The organism is Microbacterium murale (assembly GCF_030815955.1).
Taxonomy (GTDB): domain Bacteria; phylum Actinomycetota; class Actinomycetes; order Actinomycetales; family Microbacteriaceae; genus Microbacterium; species Microbacterium murale_A.
Map to the genome: position 1 here is coordinate 2,533,432 of NZ_JAUSXK010000001.1, position 18,679 is coordinate 2,552,110.

24 protein-coding genes are annotated in these 18,679 nt (G+C 66.0%); 13 read left to right on the plus strand and 11 right to left on the minus strand.

The genetic code is table 11. From position 1 onward, the window contains the following. Positions 1 to 23 precede the first annotated feature (23 nt). The 6 genes from QFZ46_RS12320 to QFZ46_RS12345 are packed head-to-tail and all read left to right on the plus strand — an operon-like array spanning position 24 to position 5,669. Positions 24 to 1,778: a dihydroxyacetone kinase family protein gene (locus tag QFZ46_RS12320; RefSeq protein WP_307361857.1), complete on the plus strand. Its 1,755-nt coding sequence runs from the start codon at positions 24 to 26 to the stop codon at positions 1,776 to 1,778. Further along, a complete protein-coding gene (locus QFZ46_RS12325; protein ID WP_307361858.1) occupies positions 1,775 to 2,248 on the plus strand; it encodes a ribose-5-phosphate isomerase in 474 nt (157 codons plus the stop codon). The genes QFZ46_RS12320 and QFZ46_RS12325 overlap by 4 nt, the downstream gene beginning before the upstream one ends. Next, positions 2,241 to 3,038: a triose-phosphate isomerase family protein gene (locus tag QFZ46_RS12330; protein WP_307361860.1), complete on the plus strand. Its 798-nt coding sequence runs from the start codon at positions 2,241 to 2,243 to the stop codon at positions 3,036 to 3,038. Before QFZ46_RS12325 ends, QFZ46_RS12330 begins: the two co-directional genes overlap by 8 nt. A gap of 16 nt (positions 3,039 to 3,054) precedes the next feature. Further along, positions 3,055 to 3,870: a DeoR/GlpR family DNA-binding transcription regulator gene (locus QFZ46_RS12335; RefSeq protein WP_307361862.1), complete on the plus strand. Its 816-nt coding sequence runs from the start codon at positions 3,055 to 3,057 to the stop codon at positions 3,868 to 3,870. 42 nt (positions 3,871 to 3,912) lie between these two features. Then, the gene (locus QFZ46_RS12340; protein ID WP_307361864.1) at positions 3,913 to 5,535 is read left to right on the plus strand and encodes a sodium-dependent transporter; all 1,623 of its coding nucleotides are present in this window, start codon (positions 3,913 to 3,915) and stop codon (positions 5,533 to 5,535) included. Further along, entirely contained in the window at positions 5,532 to 5,669 is a 138-nt protein-coding gene (locus QFZ46_RS12345) for a methionine/alanine import family NSS transporter small subunit (RefSeq protein ID WP_307361867.1), read from the plus strand. Before QFZ46_RS12340 ends, QFZ46_RS12345 begins: the two co-directional genes overlap by 4 nt. Before the next feature lie 30 nt (positions 5,670 to 5,699). Here QFZ46_RS12345 and QFZ46_RS12350 read toward each other — a convergent pair whose 3' ends face one another. Genes QFZ46_RS12350 through QFZ46_RS12360 form a run of 3 tightly spaced genes read right to left on the minus strand, consistent with a single transcriptional unit; the run spans position 5,700 to position 7,854 of the window. Then, positions 5,700 to 6,701 carry a cation transporter gene (locus tag QFZ46_RS12350; RefSeq protein WP_307361869.1) on the minus strand — a complete coding sequence of 334 codons (1,002 nt, stop codon included), beginning with the start codon at positions 6,699 to 6,701 and terminating at the stop codon, positions 5,700 to 5,702. After that, entirely contained in the window at positions 6,698 to 7,180 is a 483-nt protein-coding gene (locus tag QFZ46_RS12355) for a transporter substrate-binding domain-containing protein (protein WP_307361871.1), read from the minus strand. The genes QFZ46_RS12350 and QFZ46_RS12355 overlap by 4 nt, the downstream gene beginning before the upstream one ends. Further along, a complete protein-coding gene (locus QFZ46_RS12360; protein ID WP_307361874.1) occupies positions 7,177 to 7,854 on the minus strand; it encodes a DUF6766 family protein in 678 nt (225 codons plus the stop codon). Before QFZ46_RS12360 ends, QFZ46_RS12355 begins: the two co-directional genes overlap by 4 nt. 285 nt (positions 7,855 to 8,139) lie before the next feature. On the opposite strand from QFZ46_RS12360, the gene QFZ46_RS12365 reads away from it, so the two are divergent. Beyond that, positions 8,140 to 8,706 (plus strand): NADPH-dependent FMN reductase, encoded by a 567-nt coding sequence (locus QFZ46_RS12365; RefSeq protein WP_307361877.1) that lies wholly within the window; start codon positions 8,140 to 8,142, stop codon positions 8,704 to 8,706. A 52-nt stretch (positions 8,707 to 8,758) separates the two neighbouring features. Then, positions 8,759 to 10,036, plus strand: a complete 1,278-nt coding sequence (locus tag QFZ46_RS12370; protein WP_307361878.1) for an FAD-binding protein — start codon at positions 8,759 to 8,761, stop codon at positions 10,034 to 10,036. Here QFZ46_RS12370 and QFZ46_RS12375 read toward each other — a convergent pair. The 5 genes from QFZ46_RS12375 to QFZ46_RS12395 all read right to left on the minus strand — a co-directional run bounded on the left by QFZ46_RS12375 (position 10,014) and on the right by QFZ46_RS12395 (position 12,299). Next, positions 10,014 to 10,286 (minus strand): DUF7218 family protein, encoded by a 273-nt coding sequence (locus QFZ46_RS12375; protein WP_307361879.1) that lies wholly within the window; start codon positions 10,284 to 10,286, stop codon positions 10,014 to 10,016. The two genes, QFZ46_RS12370 and QFZ46_RS12375, sit on opposite strands and share 23 nt — an antisense overlap. Positions 10,287 to 10,369: 83 nt before the next feature. Then, entirely contained in the window at positions 10,370 to 10,888 is a 519-nt protein-coding gene (locus tag QFZ46_RS12380) for a CinA family protein (protein WP_307361882.1), read from the minus strand. Between the two features lie 9 nt (positions 10,889 to 10,897). After that, entirely contained in the window at positions 10,898 to 11,311 is a 414-nt protein-coding gene (locus QFZ46_RS12385) for a CBS domain-containing protein (protein ID WP_307361883.1), read from the minus strand. An 88-nt stretch (positions 11,312 to 11,399) separates the two neighbouring features. Further along, complete coding sequence (locus tag QFZ46_RS12390) at positions 11,400 to 11,897, minus strand: hypothetical protein (RefSeq protein WP_307361887.1); 498 nt, start codon at positions 11,895 to 11,897, stop codon at positions 11,400 to 11,402. Positions 11,898 to 11,984: 87 nt separating this feature from the next. Then, the gene (locus QFZ46_RS12395; protein ID WP_307361889.1) at positions 11,985 to 12,299 is read right to left on the minus strand and encodes a DUF7882 family protein; all 315 of its coding nucleotides are present in this window, start codon (positions 12,297 to 12,299) and stop codon (positions 11,985 to 11,987) included. Positions 12,300 to 12,377: 78 nt separating this feature from the next. Here QFZ46_RS12395 and QFZ46_RS12400 point away from each other — a divergent pair, with 78 nt between their 5' ends. Next, positions 12,378 to 12,728: a DUF7882 family protein gene (locus QFZ46_RS12400; RefSeq protein WP_307361890.1), complete on the plus strand. Its 351-nt coding sequence runs from the start codon at positions 12,378 to 12,380 to the stop codon at positions 12,726 to 12,728. Here the strand turns inward: QFZ46_RS12400 and surE are convergent. Both surE and QFZ46_RS12410 read right to left on the minus strand, forming a co-directional pair. Further along, the gene (gene surE, locus QFZ46_RS12405; RefSeq protein ID WP_307361893.1) at positions 12,650 to 13,471 is read right to left on the minus strand and encodes a 5'/3'-nucleotidase SurE; all 822 of its coding nucleotides are present in this window, start codon (positions 13,469 to 13,471) and stop codon (positions 12,650 to 12,652) included. The genes QFZ46_RS12400 and surE overlap by 79 nt on opposite strands. Further along, positions 13,468 to 14,466, minus strand: coding sequence for a 1-phosphofructokinase family hexose kinase (locus tag QFZ46_RS12410; RefSeq protein ID WP_307361894.1), 999 nt, complete (start codon positions 14,464 to 14,466; stop codon positions 13,468 to 13,470). The genes surE and QFZ46_RS12410 overlap by 4 nt, the downstream gene beginning before the upstream one ends. A 169-nt stretch (positions 14,467 to 14,635) precedes the next feature. Here QFZ46_RS12410 and QFZ46_RS12415 point away from each other — a divergent pair, with 169 nt between their 5' ends. Both QFZ46_RS12415 and QFZ46_RS12420 read left to right on the plus strand, forming a co-directional pair. Then, on the plus strand, positions 14,636 to 15,514 hold the full coding sequence (locus tag QFZ46_RS12415) for an SDR family oxidoreductase (protein WP_307361897.1): 879 nt from the start codon (positions 14,636 to 14,638) through the stop codon (positions 15,512 to 15,514). Next, positions 15,511 to 15,822 carry a hypothetical protein gene (locus QFZ46_RS12420; RefSeq protein WP_307361898.1) on the plus strand — a complete coding sequence of 104 codons (312 nt, stop codon included), beginning with the start codon at positions 15,511 to 15,513 and terminating at the stop codon, positions 15,820 to 15,822. The genes QFZ46_RS12415 and QFZ46_RS12420 overlap by 4 nt, the downstream gene beginning before the upstream one ends. Before the next feature lie 5 nt (positions 15,823 to 15,827). Here the strand turns inward: QFZ46_RS12420 and helR are convergent, their stop codons facing one another. Beyond that, entirely contained in the window at positions 15,828 to 17,969 is a 2,142-nt protein-coding gene (gene helR, locus QFZ46_RS12425) for an RNA polymerase recycling motor ATPase HelR (protein ID WP_307361899.1), read from the minus strand. 126 nt (positions 17,970 to 18,095) lie between these two features. Between helR and QFZ46_RS12430 the strand changes: the two genes are divergently transcribed. Together QFZ46_RS12430 and QFZ46_RS12435 are read left to right on the plus strand one after the other, a co-directional pair. Next, positions 18,096 to 18,428 (plus strand): DUF6804 family protein, encoded by a 333-nt coding sequence (locus QFZ46_RS12430; RefSeq protein WP_307361900.1) that lies wholly within the window; start codon positions 18,096 to 18,098, stop codon positions 18,426 to 18,428. A 60-nt stretch (positions 18,429 to 18,488) separates the two neighbouring features. After that, positions 18,489 to 18,665, plus strand: coding sequence for a hypothetical protein (locus QFZ46_RS12435; RefSeq protein WP_307361902.1), 177 nt, complete (start codon positions 18,489 to 18,491; stop codon positions 18,663 to 18,665). Positions 18,666 to 18,679: the final 14 nt, after the last annotated feature.

The following is an 18,679-nucleotide window of genomic DNA, read 5'->3' on the forward strand; positions in this document are numbered from 1 at the left end:
TCGTCCGGATGACGAGAGGCAACATGAGTTACGTTCTGAACGATCCCGCCGACTTCGCGGATGAATCCGTGATCGGGTTCGTCGCCGTCCACAGCGCACTCGTGCGGCGGGTCGCCGGCGGTGTCGCCCGCGCACAGGCCACGCCGCCTGGACAGGTCGCCGTCGTCATCGGCGGCGGATCGGGGCACTATCCCGCGTTCGCGGGACTGGTCGGTGCCGGGCTCGCGCATGGCGCAGCGATGGGCAACGTGTTCGCCTCGCCGAGCGCGCAGCAGATCTACTCGGTCGCCAAGTCCGTCGCCACCGAGGCCGGCGTGCTCCTCAGCTACGGGAACTACGCCGGCGACGTGCTCAACTTCGATCAGGCCGAGAAGCGCCTGCGCGACGAGGGCATCCCCTGCCGCACGGTGCGCGTGACAGACGACATCTACAGCGCTTCGCCGACGGAGAAAGCCAAGCGGCGCGGCATCGCCGGAGACCTCGCAGTGTTCCGCGCCGCCTCGTGGGCCGCCGAGCAGGGGATGGCTCTCGACGACGTCGCAGAGGTCGCATCCCGTGCCAACGAGCGCACCCGGTCGATCGGCGTGGCGTTCTCCGGCTGCACCCTTCCCGGCGCGTCGGAGCCGCTCTTCACTGTGCCGGCTGGTCAGATGGCCGTCGGAATGGGCATCCACGGCGAGCCTGGGATCGATGTCGTGCCGCTTCCCTCGGCACGCGAGATCGCGGCACTCCTCGTCAAGGGACTGCTCGGCGAACTGCCTGACGACATCACCGGCGCTGAAGGTGCGCGCGCGGCCGTCATCCTGAACGGCCTCGGCGCGGTCAAGTCCGAAGAGCTGTTCGTCATCTACGCCACGGTCACGGAGCTTCTCGCTGAGGCCGGAGTGACCATCGTCGAGCCGGAGGTCGGCGAGTACGCGACGAGCTTCGAGATGGCCGGCGTCTCGCTGACGCTGTTCTGGCTGGACGATGAACTCGAAGCGGCCTGGGCCTCACCCACCTACACTCCGGCGTATCGCAAGGGCGCCGTCTCGGCGGCCGATCCGGGGGCAGCGGTCGTCGCGCAGGACTCGGCGTCCGAAGCCGAAGCCGTTCCCGCGGCGTCGCAGGAATCCGTCGAGATCGGTGCTGTGGCCCTCGCGATCGTGGAGTCCATCCGCGACATGATCGATCGCGACGCCGACGAACTCGGTCGGCTCGATGCGATCGCGGGTGACGGAGATCACGGCATCGGCATGCAGCGCGGTGCACGTGCCGGCGCTGCAGCAGCCAGCGACGCGGTCGCCGCCGGCGCCGGGGTCGGCACAGTGCTCAGCCGCGCGGGTGATGCCTGGGCCGACAAGGCCGGAGGCACATCCGGTGCGCTCTGGGGCGCCGCGCTTCGCGCAGCGGGAGAACGCCTCGGCGACGAGCTTCGCCCGCAGGCGGCGGATGTCGCATCCGCCGTCGATGCGGCACGCGCGGCGATTCAGGGGTACGGCAAGGCCGCCGTCGGCGACAAGACCATGGTCGACGCACTGGTTCCGTTCGCCCAAGGGCTGAGCGCACGCGTCGCGGCGGGCGAAGCGCTGGCGCCGGCATGGGTGGCCGCGGCAGTCGACGCCACGGACGCAGCAGAGGCGACATCCGCTCTTCTCCCTCGTCTCGGGCGTGCACGTCCGCACATGGAGAAGAGTCTGGGCACACCCGACCCCGGTGCGATCTCACTCGCGCGGGCGATGACCGTTGCGGGCCGAGTGCTCGCAGACCGCAGCACCACAGAAAAGGACGGAAAATGACACGCGAATGGCGAATCGTCATCGGATCGGACGACGCAGGCTTCGAATACAAGGAAGCGCTCAAGAAGGATCTGCAGAACGATCCGCGAGTATCAGAGGTCATCGATGTCGGCGTCGACTCCAGCGGGGGGACCGCGTACCCGGTGGTCGCGATCGCCGCGGCGGAGAAGGTGCGTGACGGCGAAGCCGATCGGGCTCTCCTCGTGTGCGGCACGGGACTCGGCGTCGCGATCGCGGCGAACAAGGTGCCGGGCATCCGCGCGGTCACGGCGCACGACAGTTACAGCGTCGAGCGGAGCGTGCTCAGCAACAACGCGCAGGTGCTCACATTCGGTCAGCGAGTGGTGGGACTGGAACTGGCTCGCCGACTCGCACGTGAATGGCTCGGCTACGAGTTCGACGAGTCCTCCGCATCCGCGCAGAAGGTCGCGGTGATCAACGATTACGAGGCCACGGGGACCTGTGGCTGACGACCGCGAGCCGTCTCACGGTCCACCGGCGACCTCGGCGCGCCCGATCACGCTCGGAGCGAGCCTCAAGCTGTATCTCGACGTCGACGCGAGCGTGGCGTGGGCTCGTTCGCTTGCTGAAATCGCGCGCGCGCACGCCGCCGTCCTCGCAGGAGAAGTGCGGCTGTTCATCCTGCCGTCGCTTCCGGCGCTGGATCGTGTGATCGCGGCGGTCGCCGACGCGCCGATCGCCGTGGGGGCGCAGGACCTGTTCTGGAGCGACCGCGGTGCGTACACCGGCGCCGTCAGCGGCGTCGACCTTGCACGCCTCGGATGCAGGTACGTCGAGGTCGGCCATGCGGAACGACGGCACGTCTTCGGCGAGGACGACGAGATCATCCGGCGAAAGCTCGCCGCGGCGGTGCGCACCGGACTCACACCTGTGCTGTGCGTCGGTGAGGAGGAACGTGGCAATGCTGCCCTCGCGGCGTCGACCTGCATCGCCCAGATCGAATCGGCGACTGCGGATGCCGGTGACCTCAGTGATCTCGTCGTCGCCTATGAGCCGGAGTGGGCGATAGGACAGGCCGAGCCGGCGTCATCCGCACACGTGACCGAGGTGGTCGCACTGGTGCGCTCTCACCTCGCGCAGCGGGGGCTGGAAGACGCGTCAGTGATCTACGGAGGCAGCGCGAAGCCCGGACTGCTGAGTACGCTCGGGTCGAGCGTCGATGGACTGTTCCTCGGTAGATTCGCCCATGACCCGCATGCTTTCGCGAGCATCATCGATGAGGCCGCCGGGATACGTTGAGAGGGAGAGATCCGAGATGAGCAGCAGTTCCTCCGCCGTACCGTCGCGGGCTGACCGGCAGCAGTCACGCCAGCTGGCCATCAGCGAAGCGGTGATGGCAGCGGGATCCATGCGCATCGAGCAGATCGCCGAGCGATTCGACATCAGCGTCATGACGGTCCATCGCGATCTCGACGAACTCGAAGATCGCGGGCTGCTGCGCAAGAGCAGGGGAGTTGCCACCGCCAGTTCCACGGCGCTGGTCGAATCCAGTGACGTGTACCGTGTCGGTCGTCAACAAGCCGAGAAGGAAGCCATGGCGATCGCCGCCATGGAGTTCATCGAGCCAGGGCAGGCGATCATTCTCGATGACTCGACGTCGACGATGCACCTGCTTCCGCATCTGCATACCAAGACGCCGTTGACGGTCATCACCAACACGCTGACGATCATGAACGATCTGCGCGGCATGCGCGGCATCGAGATGATCGGTCTGGGCGGCGAGTACTACAACTGGTGCAGCGCGTTCATGGGACGCATCACCGTGCGCGAGATCGCCGAGTTGCGTGCCGATCTCTTCGTCATGTCGACGTCGGCGATCGTGGACGACATCACCTTCCACCAGACACTTGAGACCGTCGATGTGAAGCGGGCCATGTTCGAGTCCGCGAGCAAGCGCGTGCTGCTGGCGGACCGGACGAAGTTCGACAAGCGCGCTCTGCATGCGATGCTGCCGCTGGCCGACTTCGACGTGGTCGTCGTCGACGCCGCCACCGAGCGGCGGCACATCGAGCGGATGCAGGATGCCGGAGTCAACGTGCACATCGCACGTCGTCCTGCCGCCGTCCGCTGAGTTTCCCGACGGAGCTCCCGAGTCTGAGGTAACGTCTCGGGCATGGCCACCGCAACGACGCAGACCCGTAAACGTGAGGCGTTCGGCTCACGGAATGTGTTCATCCTCTCGGCGATCGGCTCGGCCGTCGGCCTCGGAAACATCTGGCGATTCCCTTATGTCGCCTACGAGGGCGGCGGTGGGGCGTTCCTCATCCCCTACCTTTGTGCGCTGCTGACCGCCGGCATCCCGCTGCTGTTCTTCGACTACGCGATCGGGCACCGGTTCCGCGGGTCCGCGCCGCTCGCCTTCCGACGCATCCACCGTGCAGCCGAGCCGCTCGGCTGGTGGCAGGTGCTCATCTGCGTCGTGATCGCCGTCTACTACGCGGTCATCATCGCGTGGGCAGCCATGTACACATGGTTCTCGGCGCAGCTCACCTGGGGAGCTGGCAACGAGAACGACTTCTTCTTCACTGACTTCCTGCAGTCCGCAGACGTCGCGGAAAGCGGAATCTCCACGGACTTCGTGCCGCAGGTCGGTATCCCGCTGGTCGTGGTCTGGCTCGTCGTGATCGTGATCATGGCCCTCGGAGTCAAGCGCGGCATCGGCAGGGCGAACATGATCCTGATGCCGCTCCTCACGGTCATGTTCGCGATCCTCGTCGTGCAGTCGCTGTTCCTGCCCGGAGCCATGGAGGGCCTCAACGCCTTCTTCACGCCGGATTGGGCGGCTCTGGCCGACCCCGGGGTGTGGGCATCGGCATACGGGCACATCTTCTTCTCGCTCTCGGTCGCGTTCGGCATCATGGTGACCTATTCGTCGTACCTCAAGCGCAAGACCGATCTGACGGGCTCCGGTCTCGTCGTCGCGTTCGCGAACTCCGGGTTCGAGATCCTCGCCGGCATCGGTGTGTTCGCCGCCCTCGGTTTCATGGCGCAGGCGCAGGGGACAGACGTCTCCGGGGTCGCCTCGTCCGGGATCGGGCTGGCCTTCGTGGCGTTCCCGACGATCGTCTCGCAGGCGACAGGCGGCTCGATCATCGGCGTCCTCTTCTTCGGTGCGCTGGTCTTCGCCGGTGTCACCTCGCTCATCTCGATCCTCGAGGTCATCGTCGCCGCCCTTCAGGACAAGCTCAATTGGGGACGCGTACGCACGACTCTCACGGTTTCGATCCCGCTCGCGGTGATCTCGATGGCGCTCTTCTCGACCACGACTGCCCTGACGGTGCTCGACACGGCCGATGCCTTCGTCAACGCCTTCGGCATCATGGCCGTCGCTCTCGTCGCAGTCATCGTCGTCGCATGGGTGTTCTACAAGCTGCCGGTGCTGAAGGAGCACCTGAACCGACGCTCCAGCTTCCGCGTGGGCCGGATCTGGATGGTGCTGGTCGGCGTGCTCGCGCCCGTCGTGCTCGGCTACCTCCTCGTCAGCGAGCTCATCACCAAGATCTCGGAACCATACGGTGGCTACCCCGCCTGGTTCCTTAGCATCTTCGGCTGGGGAATGGTGATCGCGCTGGTCGTGATCGGCGTTCTGCTCTCGCTCATGCCGTGGAGCGGGCACTCGCAGGCCAAGGATGACCCTGATTACGACGAATTCCTTGTCGAGGAGCAATACGACCCGGATCCGGAAACAGGCACCATCCGAACTGCGACGTCGCACGAGAAGGGGTCGGCAGCATGACCACGACAGCAATCGTCATGATGATCGTCGCGATGGTCACGGTATGGGGCGGTCTGATCGCCGCGATCGTGAACCTCGCACGCCACCCCGAAGTCGCGGAGTCCGAGCCGGAGACGTTGCGCGTCGAACTGTGAATGCGGTCGGCTTCCGGCCGCAGCGATCGATCACGCACCCGCTTCGTCGAGCTCCCTCGGCTCGCCGGTGTCCGCTTCATCCGGAAGGACGCTGCACACGATGACGACGACGTCCTGAACCTTCCAGTCCAACTCGGCGATGCTCTCGGAGACCTGGTCGATCTGGGCGATCGAGACCCGCCGCCGCCGAGGGACCACGAAAGCCTCGACGTGGAACACCTGACCCTGGTCGCGCACGCGCACGGCGGCATCCCTGACCCACCTCTGTGCGCGAAGGTGCTCGACGATGTCGCGCCCGAGCGGGTGCGGGTGCGCGTCGTCGTGGGTGCGTGCGCGCTGATCCATGAGGTCGATGACAGCGCCCTTGGTGTTGCGCACGCCGTCCCAGATGATGCCGAGTGAGATGAACAGCGCCGCGACACCATCGAGCCACCAGACGCCCAGGCCGACACCGAGAACGCCGACGACCGACGCGGCATTGGTCTGCCAATCGGCCTTCGCCATGTCGGAGTCGGCGTAGAGCAGTTTGTTGTGCAGCACAGGAGCGAGCTTCGCCTTGGCTCGGCCGTAGATCAGGGGGCCGATCACGATGATGGTCATCACGCTCACCATCAGCCAGCCCAGCCAGATGGTCTGGCCGAAGAGAACGACCGTTCCGATCGTTGGATGCTCCGCTGCGATCAGTCCGGAGACCGCTTCGTAGGCGAGATTCAGGCCGACAGCGAGAAGGGCCACTCCTGCCACCATGTGACCGACCCCCATCGCACGGTGCATTCCATAGGGGTGGCGCACAGTCGGCCGGCGTCGCACGAAGATCAACGCGATGAGGAAGGCGATTTGGGGGATGAGGGACAGCATGTCCTCGATCCACGCGGTTCGCATCGCCTGCGAGTTCCCGACGACGAATGCGACGAGGGTGATCGTGACGATGGTGTACGCGATCGTGGCATACTCCCACCGCACCGCCTTCTTCAGCGCCTGCTGCTGCTCGTTCGGCAGATCAGTGCGTCCGAACGGGTGATTGGCGCTCACGGACCGACCTCCGCGTCGAGGAACCGTTCCAACTCAGTGAGGAATGCGTTCTCGCCGAGGGGCACGAACATCACGATGGAGCGCCCGTCTGCACCGTCGATTCCGCTGTATCCGCGCGTGACTCCCACGCGGTCGGCCCACGGCGTCTGGTCGGTGAGTCCGCCGACCACGAGATCCAAGTCGCCTTCCTCCAGCATCACCACAAGCGTCTCCTCGCTGCCGATCGTCCATTCGACTTCCGCATCGAGCGATTCGGCGAACGCGTCCACGAGATCGATGAGCGGTCCGGTGGGGGTGTCCGCGGATACTTCTGCGAGGCCTTCGTCCGAGGAGACACCCACCCGCAGGTCTCCACCGGTGACGCTCTGCAGCGTGCCGTCGGGATCCACGGGCACCGAGATGCCGCACCCCGCCAGAGACGCGATCATGGCCAGCGCAAGCAGGGCGCCTCCCCGTCGAGCGCTCATCTTCATTTTCATTCCGACTCCACGCTGCTGATGTGGTGCGGAACGCCGACGGGTTTGGACTCGCTCGATCCCCGCTGGCGGAGATAGATCGACAACGCCACCATCGCGCCGACGGCGAGGAACTCCGACTGCCAGTTCTGCAGGGTGCGGTTCCAGAAGTCGGCGGACATGACGTAGTCCCCCCACGTCTCGGGTGGCAGCCCGTGCTGCGCGTTCTCCTGATCGGTCACGATGTGGCCGGCGAGCGATTGCGCCAGCCACGAGAGCAGGAACACCGTTCCCATCGCCATCAGCAGCGAGTTGGAGTAGATCCACAGCCGGATGCCGCGCACCTTCGCCCAGCGCGGCGAATCCGCTCCGGCGTGCTCGCCCACGCGCTGCTCCTCGTCGCTTCCCGTGCCTTCATCGCCGGGCTTCTTCGACTCGGGGGAACCGCGCTGGATGAGCCAGATCGTCGCGAGGATGAACAGGAAGAACTGCAGGAACTCGGATTGCCAGTTCTCCGCGACGTCGATGACGAACTCGGATGACGTGACGAAGTCGATGAAGGACACCGGTGGCTGCCCGTGCTGGGAGAGCTGTTCATTGTTGTAGGCGTGCCCCGCGATCGCCTGACCGACGAGTGCGAGCACGAAGATGACGAGGAAGGCGATGCTGAGGCTGCTGCTGCGAAGGAATCGACGCACGCCGATCACCGCCCTGCCAGGGGCAGAGCGATCATGACCGCCAGTCCGGCGACGATGATCACCGTCCAGGACCAGAATGCTGCGCGCATCGCGGCTCGTGGTATTCGGGTATCAGGCATATCGGCTCCTCTCCGTGCATGACACGATCCTCGTCGACGAGGCGACGCAGGGGAGCACCCTTGACAACGATGCATCAGATGGGCATCTCAGCGCGGCGGAGGGGGGTTCCGCTCTCCTTGCTCGGGGCGCACACTGGTGTGTGCCAGCCAGTCGTGAGGAGAAGTCATGTCGTACAAAGTCGGCTATTTCGTCGGAATCCTGTCGTCGACGTCGATCAATCGCGTGCTGTCGAAGGCGCTGATCAAGGTCGCACCGGATGAGCTGGAGTTCACGGAGATCCCCGTCGGCGCCCTGCCGCTGTACAGCCCGGATCATGATGCCGATTACCCGCCAGAAGCACGCGCTCTGAAAGAAGCGATCAGCGCGAGTGACGCGATCCTCTTCATCACGCCCGAGTACAACCGCTCCATCCCCGGGGCGCTCAAGAATGCGATCGACTGGGCATCGCGGCCATGGGGGCAGAACTCCTTCGATCACATGCCGACCGCGGTGATCGGCGCATCGATCGGCGTCATCGGCACCGCGGTCGCGCAGCAGAGCCTGCGTGCCGTGCTGGCATTCTGCAACGCGCGTCAGATGACCGCGCCCGAGGCGTACATCCACTTCACCAAGGACGTCTTCCGAGACGACGGCACCATCACGAAGCCCGACACCGAGGAATTCCTGCGTGCGTACATGACGGAGTTCCGAGAGCACATCCAACGCGTGCTGACGGTACTGCCCCGGCAGTGACGCGCAGCGTCATCTGAACCTGGACAGCTGATCGCCACGGCATGATGGTCGGATGGCAATCAGCAACTGGGCGGGCAACGTCGTCTTCACCCCGACGGACGTGCTGCGCGCCCGAGATATCGCCGAGGCGCAGCAGCTCGTCGCGAATGCCCCTCGGATCAGAGCGCTGGGCACCGGTCATTCCTTCAACGACATCGCCGACGCTCCGCAACTCATCTCGCTCCAGGATGTCGCGTCACCGTTCGAGCTGGATGAGACGGCGCGCACCGTCACCGTACCTGGTGCCGCCCCGTACGGCGCGGTCGCAGCATTCCTGCAGGAGCACGGCTGGGCGCTGCACAACCTCGGCTCGTTGCCGCACATCTCGGTCGCGGGAGCCACCGCCACGGCGACGCACGGTTCCGGAGACCGTAACGGCGTGCTGTCGACCGCCGTGCGGGGAATCGAACGGATCGGCGCTGATGGAGAACTGACATGGGTGCGTGCCGGAGAGCCCGATTTCAACGGCAGCGTCGTCGCTCTCGGGGCACTCGGTGTCATCACGCGCATCACCCTCGCGATCGAACCCACGTATGACATGACGCAGCAGGTCTACACCGGCCTGCGGTGGGACACCTTCCTCGACGAGTTCGACGAGATCATGGGTGCCGCATACAGCGTCAGCGTGCTCGGCCGATGGGGCGGGCCGACTCTCTCGACTCTCTGGCTCAAGAACCGCGCCCTCACGCCTCAGGCCGAGACCGCGGATGCTGCGCCGCAGCTCTTCGGCGGTGATCGAGTCACGGCCGAAGTGCACGCCATCATCACCGGCGACGCACCGGATGACAACATGACGCCGCTCGGCACGCGCGGTGCATGGTCGACGAGGCTCGCGCATTTCCGTTACGACCGTGCCCCGAGCGCCGGCGGCGACGAGATCCAGTCCGAGTTCTTCGTGCCGCGGGCGGTTGCGGTCGACGCTCTGCAGGCGATCCGCCCGCTCGGTGAGCGGATCGACCCGCTGCTGCACGTGAGCGAGTTCCGCACCTTCGCGGGGGATGACCTGTGGCTCAGCGGTGGGGAAGGCGGCGGACGCGTCGCCATCCACTTCACCTGGAAGCAACGTCCGGCGGAGGTCGCCGCCATTCTGCCGGAGATCGAGGCAGCGCTGAGACCGTTCACACCACGGTCGCATTGGGGCAAGGTGTACTCGGACGGGTTCGACCAGGCCGCCGGCTTCCATCGCCTCAGTGACTTCGCAGCGCTGGCCGCACGAGTCGACCCCGAGGGGAAGTTCCGCAACCACCACCTCGACCGCGTGCTGACGATCAGTGGTTCCGAAGCGCCTTGATCAGTTCGGACTTCCGCTTCTTCGAGTAGCCGGAGAGGCCGAGTTCCTTCGATCGTTTTCGCAACCTGTCGACCGTCCAGTCCTCGTAGTCGCCGGCCTCACCGCCGCGGCGGCCGACCTCTGACCGCCCACGTTTCGTTCCTCCCGTGGCGTTCGAGATGCGCGCGGCCTTCTCCTTCGAGGCGCCATCGTCGCGAAGCTCCTCATAGAGTTCCGGGTCCTTGAGTCGTGAATTCGCGCCACGTGGCATGGTTCTCCTCCTTCGGTGTCGGTGTCGGTGTCGGTGTCGGTGTCGGTGTCGGTGTCGAGTCGGTGTCGGTGTCGAGTCGCGCGTCAAGTGGAGCGGTGGAAACGGGCACCGACGTGATCGAGCTGGCGGGTGAAGCCCTCTGCGTGCGCACGTAACAGGCGGACGCCTGCAGCGATCGTCGCGGTTAGCACAGCATCCGGGTCGCCCTGGAGTCGGAGGTGTTCGTGCCCGCTTTGATGCTGGACTGCCCAACCCAGATACACCGTTCCTGGAGCGTGACCGTCTTCGGGATCCGGCCCTCCCACACCGGTTGTCGCGACGCAGACGTCAGCGGCGAAAAGATCGAGGCCGCCGACAGCCAGCTGCTCTGCGCATTCCGCGGAGCACGGGTCGACTCCCGGTGCCACGTGGAGCAGGTGCTGCTTGACATCGGTCATATACGCGACGATGCCTCCGGCGAACCATCTGCTGGCCTCCTCGCCGGCACCGATCGCGTGCGCGAGGCCGCCGGAAGTGAGTGACTCGACGACCGCGATGCGAAGACCATGGGCGCGAGCCAGCTCACTGAGATGGTCGATGTCTGTGGATTGATTATCGGGCACTGCTGGCCCCTAGCGAGAGATGCTCTCGACAGTCACGCCGGTCGTCTCGGCGGTCAGAGACCGCGCGACGTCGGCCTGACTGATGATGCCGACAAGCAGGTGGTCTTCGATCACGGGCAGGCGGCGGATCTGATGCTCCTGCATCTTCTCGAGGGCGATGCGGATGTCATCCGATGCGTCGACGGTGATCGGCTTGCCCTGTGCGAGCGCTCTTGAGGGGGTGCTCTCGGGGTCGAGGCCTTCGGCGACGGCTCTGACGACGATGTCACGGTCGGTGAGCATTCCCTTGAGCTTCCTGTCCTCGCCGCAGATCGGCAGTGCGCCGACGTTCAACTCGGACATCAGGGATGCCGCGATGCTGAGTGAGTCGTTCTCGCCGATGCACCGTGGTGCAGGGGTCATGATGTCCCGCGTCAGCGTCATGCTCTTGTTCCTCTCGTCGTATGAACTCAGTTCGCCGTCACGATAGATCGTGGTCGACGTGGCAGCGGAGGGGGTTGACAGTTCCGCGTCAGCCGTCTTTCACCTCGAGTCCGGCGTCCGACGCGTCATGTGTGTCGTCGGTGTAGTCGGGTCGGGCCGGCTGCGGCGGCTGATCATCGAGCTCTCCGCCCTCGCGTCCGCCGAAGGGTCGGCCATGGTCGGCGAACTCCTCCCTGGCGAACACCAGCGTCCAGGGACCCGCCGTGAACCGTGCGCCGGTACGGAGGATCTCCGAGCGATCGCCGCCGTCGGTCTCGGCAGACAATGGATTCGCGTTCATCTCTCCCATGCCGTGCAGCGTGAGCACGTACTCGTCCCGCTCGTCGTGCGTGATCGTCGCATGCACCGGGTCGGTGTCGGCAAGACGGAGTTCGTTGCCTTCGGCACCACCGATGCGCACCGTATCGGTGGTGATGTGGTGCACGGAGCGGTCGTCCTCGCGCGAGATGAGCAGTCGCGGGTCTCCGGCGCCCCACTCGGCGTGTGTCGTGGTCGGCTTGTACCCGGGCGCAGTCTGGTCGGTCATGTCCGGTCCCTTCGAACTCACTGGAACCGTAAGGCTATGTCGTCGCGAAATCGACGACGAGGGCCTTGACCATAGACGTACTCGGGACTAGACGTCTGATTTCTGAACGTCTTCCGGCACCAGCGTGATGCCTCCGCTCGAGTTCGCAGAGTTCGCCATCGTCGTGATCCATTCGGCACTCAGCGCCGGGGGTTCCGGTTCATCGAATACGAAGCGCAGCGGGATCGAGGGATGCAGCCAGATCGTGGAGCGACCGGGATGCTCGGTCTCCGGGTGCCTCCACGAGAGCGTGAAGCTCTCATTGCGACGCAGCTTCGTGGCGATGACGACCTTGAGGTGCGCGAGGGCACGGTCTTCCACAGGGATCGGGTCGGCGGAGCCGCCGTAGTAGAGCATGCCCATACGACTACGCTAGCGACAGGACATCGGATTAGACAGCTCATGAGCTGCTGGATATCTCACACAGGAGGTCGTGATCGCATGGGCAAGTTCATCTACGAGGGCGGCGTCAAGGTCGAGATCGAAGACCGCGCACTGCTGCACATGCAGCTCGTGATCAGTGCGAAGCTGCGACGAGGCGAGCCTTTCGCATTCAGCTGGCGCGAAGATGCCAGCGTGGGCGGTGGCCGCACCACGGTGTGGGTGCATCCGGGTAGCTCGATCGTCTACAAGTACTACGGCGGGCGACAGCCTTCGGTGAATCGTGCATGGGTCGAAGCGCTCGCTTTCACTGCGAACTCTCCGTCTGGCCTCTATCTCGTCCCGGAGCCTGCCGACAACGGAGAAGCCCCTGGCACCGCAGAGATGTCGACGGTCCCTCCGATCAGCTGATCCCCGACATCGATGCGGCGCTCTGTGACCGAGTCGACGCTCGTCATGGTGACCCATCCCTCGGAAAGGCATGCGGCGTCGCTGTCTGCTGTCGGGACGTTCGGAAGCTCTTCGACAGCCAGGCGCACATAGCTCTCGTCGCTCTCTGCCACGGTCGTCTGCACGATGCCGAACGGAGCCAGCGTGCACTGGCGGATGCCGAGGGGATCGGGCCGGTTCGGGGCGTTGACGTTCAAGGCCGTACCGCGCGGTTGCGCTGTCAACAGGGGAAGCAGCTCGATGGCTGCCCGGGCGGCGACATCCCAGTGGAACGAGTGCGGGTTCATGCCGACGTCAAGTGACACCGCCATGGCCCAGGCCCCGTTCAAGGCGCCGGTGAGAGCGGCGCCGACCGTGCCGGAGTGCAGGATCGCCCGTCCGACGTTGGCGCCGTGGTTCACGCCGGACAGCACCACGTCCGGCGCAGTCCCGAACGCTCCCCGCGCGGCGATCATGGCGATCAACCCCGGTCCTCCGTGCACGGCGAACGCGGGCACGTCAGGCAGCGCATCCAGAGTGCGTCGATCGACCGCTATGCGTCCGTCGGACTCACTCGCCATGATCGATGCGCTCGACCCGCTCGACTGGGCCGCGGGCGCCGCGATGGTGACGTCGAGGCCGGCCTGTGCTGCAGCATCCGCCAGCGCCACGAGGCCAGCGGCGTCGATTCCGTCGTCGTTCGTGATCAGAGCGCGGTGCGTCATGGTTCCTCCGTCTCGGCCAGCGCCGCCAACCCATCCGGGCTGACTCGTCCCTGCGGCATCTCCGCATCCGCATCGAACTGGGGAAGCTCCCGCACCTGGACACTTTCACGCAGTTGCACTATCGCCTCTGCATCGCCCGTGCCGAGTCCGTGACGGGTGACGTTGAGCGCGCCAGCGGCCGCACCGAGGCTGACGGCATCACGCAGACTCTCACCGCGGATGAGTGCCGCGACCACTCCCGCCGTGAGCGAGTCTCCGGCGCCGCGGGTCTCGTTCTCCTCGAAACGCGGCAGGGACACCTCGATGACGCCGTGCTCATCAAGCAGCAGCAGCGGTTCGGATGCCCGCGTCACGATGACTGCGCCTGCCCCCTGCTCGCGGAGATGTTGCATGGCGTGGGTGATCTCCGGCACAGACGGCTCGCGCACGAGTCCATCGGAGCGCAACTCCTCATGGCTGACCTTGAGCACATCGATGCCGCCCTCGACGACCGCCCGCAGTCGTTCGCCAGCGAGATCGGCGATGACGGAGCGCCCTTCACCACGCAGGTCGATCGCGAGGCGGCGGTAGATGTCCGCCGGCACCGTCGCATCACCCGCCGGGCCGCTCAGCAGCACGGCTGTCGATTCGGCGCTGCTGCGCAGTACCGCACCGTAGAGATCGTCCTGTTCGTGGCGGCCGATGGCATCGCCCTCCTCCTCGGCGATCACGTTCCGCTGTCCCTCACGGCGATCGTGCACGTATGCGGATCCGCGTCCCTCTCGCTCGACGGCGACGACGGTGATCTCCTCGTCCTCCAGCAGGTGCCTCAGCGTCCGGCCGATCTCGCCGCTCAGCACGCAGCACATCGTCACCGAGACACCGAGCCTGCGCAGCATCCGGGCCTGCCAGACTCCCTGTCCACCGGCGTGCACGTGGATCTCGGAACCCTGTGGGTGATCTTCGACGGTCACCGTCAGTGTCGGGGACGGGGCGAGGATCGTCACGTCGCTCATGGTCGTTCCCTTCTTTCGCTGCTCTCGCATCCTCTCGCCGAGGCAGGCGCAAAGCCGCCCCGTTGACATGGGCGCGCAATCGCACTAGCCCGCCGGTGTGTCAACCCCCTTGGCAGGGGTGCAGAAGTGAAGGAGTGTCGAATCACACTCGACCGAGAGAGGAGATCAGATGCACACCGAAGACCCCCGCTATGCACACCCGAACGAGGGTTTCCCTGCCCAGCAGCAGGACCAGCCGGGTCAGACCGAGCTGATGCGACCGACACCCGATCACGGTGAGGACAGCTATGAGGGGCACGGGCGATTGACCGGAAGGCACGCGCTGATCACCGGCGGCGACTCCGGAATCGGTCGTGCGGTCGCCATCGCCTTCGCCCGTGAAGGCGCGGACGTCGCGATCGTCCATATGCCGGAGGAGCAGGAGGATGCTGACGAGACGCTGCGTCTTGTTCGAGAAGCGGGCCGCACCGGCCTCAGCATCGCCGGTGACGTGCGCGACGAGGAATTCGCCACCGAGTGCGTGCTCGAGTCTCGACGAGCGCTCGGCGACCTCGACATCCTCGTCCTGAACGCCGGCTATCAGCACGATGTCCCCGGCCTCGCGCATCTGGACACCGAGGCCATGCGTCGGGTGTTCGACACCAACCTCGCCGGGATGATCTTCTCCGCCCGGGCAGCCTTCCCCAATCTCCAGCCCGGCTCCAGCATCATCGTCACCGCTTCCATCCAGTCTTTCGAACCGTCACCGGGACTGATCGACTACGCGATGACGAAGGCGGCTCAGGTCGCGTTCGTGAAGGCGCTCGCCGAAGAAGCGGGGCCTCGGGGCGTGCGCGTGAACGCGGTGGCTCCCGGTCCGATATGGACGCCGCTGATCCCCGGCACCGGATGGGACGACGACAAGATCCGCAACTTCGGTGCGGACACGCCGCTGGGACGGGCAGGGCAGCCCGCAGAACTGGCCGGCGCCTATGTATACCTCGCTTCAGGCGAGTCATCTTATGTATCCGGCGCTGTTCTGCCGGTGACTGGAGGAAAGTCGCTATGACGATCGCAGCCCCTGAGCCCCCGAGATCCAACGCGGCGACCTGGGAGGTCATCCCTCTCGGACGCGGTGCGTGGCGGATCAGCGACGGCTCGAGAAAGCAGACGGATCCGGGACGCCTCGTGGCGTACGTCGATCGCAATGAGACGGGCACCCTCGAGGTGCTCTGGTTGCGCAGCCCCTGCCCGACCCGCTCCAGGTACCGCAATCTCGAGGAGCTCCTGGCCGATCTCGACACCGCCGTGGCAGCGGGTGTGAACCCCTCCCGGGGGACGAGGCCGAACGAGATTCCGCATTTCCCGCCCGCGTGATCTGATCAGGCGGTCAGCATCACGAGCTCGCGCGTCGAACGTGTCATCGACACATACCGATCGACCGCCCCTTCGATGCCTGTGCCGAACTTCTCGGGTTCGACCAGTACCACCAGGTCGAACTCGAGGCCCTTCGAGAGCTCGGGCGTCAACGACCACACCCGCTCGCTCGCGGTGAACGTCTCATCGCCGATGACGCAGGCCGTGCCCTCCTCGTTCTCGACGAGCCATGCATCGATGATGGTGTCGCGTTCCTTAATCGCTGCACGATGCACGGGGATGCCGCTCGCGCGCACCGAGGTCGGCACGTTCGCGTCGGGGAGCGCGGCGCGGATCACCGGTTCGGCCTCGACCATGATCTCTTCGGGCGTGCGGTAGTTGACCGTGAGCGATGCCACGTGAACGTCCTTGAGGCCGGCGTGCGAGAGCCGTTCCTCCCACGACTCGGTGAATCCGTGCCGCGCCTGGGCGCGATCGCCGACGACCGTGAAGCTCCGTGACGGGCATCGGCTCAGCAGCATCCGCCACTCGGCATCCGTCAGCTCCTGCGCCTCGTCGACGATGATGTGCGCGAAGGGTCCGGCGAGCAGGTCGGTGCCCCTCTGCGGGAGCGCATCGTCATCGTCGAGGCTGTTCTGCACATCTTCTCCGCGCAACATCGACATCAGACCCAGATCGTCGTCTGAGGATTCCATCAGGTAATCGGCCACGCTCGCGCGGTACTCCCGCTCTGCCGCTTTCAGCCGCTCTCGTTCGCGGCGCATCTTCCCGGCACCCGGATCGCCCACCTGGCGCCTCGCGGCGTCGAGCAGGGGGAGATCAGAAGCCGTCCACGCTCGACCGTCCTCGCGCTGCAGCAGTCGCACTTCCTCGTCCGTCAACCACGGCGCGCACCTCTTCAGGAACCCTGGACTGGTCCACAGAGCAGCGACGAGGCCGAGCGGGTCGAGCAGAGGCCACGCGCGCCCGAACGTCTGGGTGAGGGCCTCATCCTGCGCGAGAGAGCGCTTCAGCTGTGCGCGGGGAATCTGCTCTTCGAACCGGTCGAGCACGATGTCCAGCAGCGCATCCCACACCTCGTCGCGGGCCTCATTGTGCGGTGCATCGGTATCCGTGTCGAATGCTTCCTCCCAGTCGAGGGCCCGCACCCGCAGGTCTGTCCAGGGCGTCTCGACCGTTGTCGACCGCTGCGGCGGTTGCTCGTAGAGACGCACGGCTCTCCCGACCGCGTCGACCAGGCGGCCATCGGCTTTCACCCGGGCGACGGCAGGATCGGCTTCGAGCGGGGCGTCTGCTCCATCCGGAACGAGATCACGCAGTGTGCATGTCTGCACACGGTCTTCGCCGAGGCTGGGCAGCACGTCATCGACATAGGAGAGATACGGCTGATGCGGGCCGACGACGAGCACGCCGCCGCCGCTGCCGCGAGAGATGCGCGCGTCGGAGTAGAGCAGGTAGGCGGCACGATGAAGGGCGACGACGGTCTTGCCCGTGCCCGGGCCGCCGTCCACGACGAGAGTCCCACTGGAACCTGCGCGGATGATGGCATCCTGGTCGGCCTGGATCGTCGCCAGCACATCGCGCATACGCGCTGAGCGCGAACTGCCGAGGCTCGCGATGAAGGCGGACTGGTCATCGAGCGCGCCGCCGGCCGCCAGCGCTTCGGCGGTGAACGCCTCATCCCAGTAGTCGCTGATGCGGCCACCGGTCCAGCGGTAGCGGCGGCGACTGATCAGACCCATCGGGTCGGCGAGCGTCGCGCCGAAGAAGGGCTCTGCGGCAGGTGCACGCCAGTCGACGAGCAGTTGGCGTCCATCCGAGCCGGTGAGGCCGAGCCGGCCGATGTAGATGCGGGTGCCGTCGGCTGTGACCATGCGCCCGAGGCACATGTCGATCCCGTAGCGGCGGAACATGGCGAGGCGTGCGTTCAGGCGGTGGATCTCCAGATCGCGTTCCACTGCCGCGCCGCCGACGCCGCTGGATGCACCGAGCGCGCGATCGAGGCGGGCGGATGCATCGGCGATGCTGCCACGGACGGTCTCGGCGATCGCCGCGAACTGCTCTTCGTCGGATGAGATGAGGGAGGGATCTGCCTTGGCGACAAGGCGGTCGGCGAGCTGGAAAGCGCTGGTGGTGGGGAGGATCATGACGTCTCCGAATCGATCATGCGCGCCCGGAATCGTGCACACGATCGACCAGTATGCGCCCCTGGGGTGCCCTTGCCGCAAGCCCCCGCCTCACCGGTAGACTGGAAGTGCGGGAAGATGGATGACATGACCTCCTCCGCCTCGCAGATGCAGCGCAACGTACTCGCACCCGGCCTGCTCGCGGCGATCGCCCTCTTCCTCGCACCGCTGTTCCCTGATGGTGCAGTCGCGACAGTGATCCTGTACCTGGTCGCCATCCTCGCCGTCATCGTCGCCTGGTTCGCATTCCAGGCGGGGCAGTGGTGGTGGAGCATCGTCTTCATCGCGATCGCGGTGGTCTGGAATCCGATCTTCCCGTTCGGCTTCAGCGGCTGGGTGTGGGTGGTCGCGCATTTCGTGGCTGCGCTCGCGTTCATCACCGCGGGAGCACTGGTCAAGAACGAGCGGACGACGCCGTAGGCGCCGTCCCGAGGCACGACATCGTGGTGCCGCCGACCGATCAGGCGTAGCGTGCCCGGTATGGAAGACCGCATACCCGACCCCGCTGAAGAACGTCGCCCCGAGCACCCGGCTGCACACGACGACGCTGGCGCGCCCTTGGGCGGCGACGAAACCACCGAGGAGCAACTCGAGGCCGACAACGAAGTCGAGGAAGATGCGCTGAAGGCGCTCAACCCGGACGACGCACCTGCCTGAGCTCCGGGGCCCAG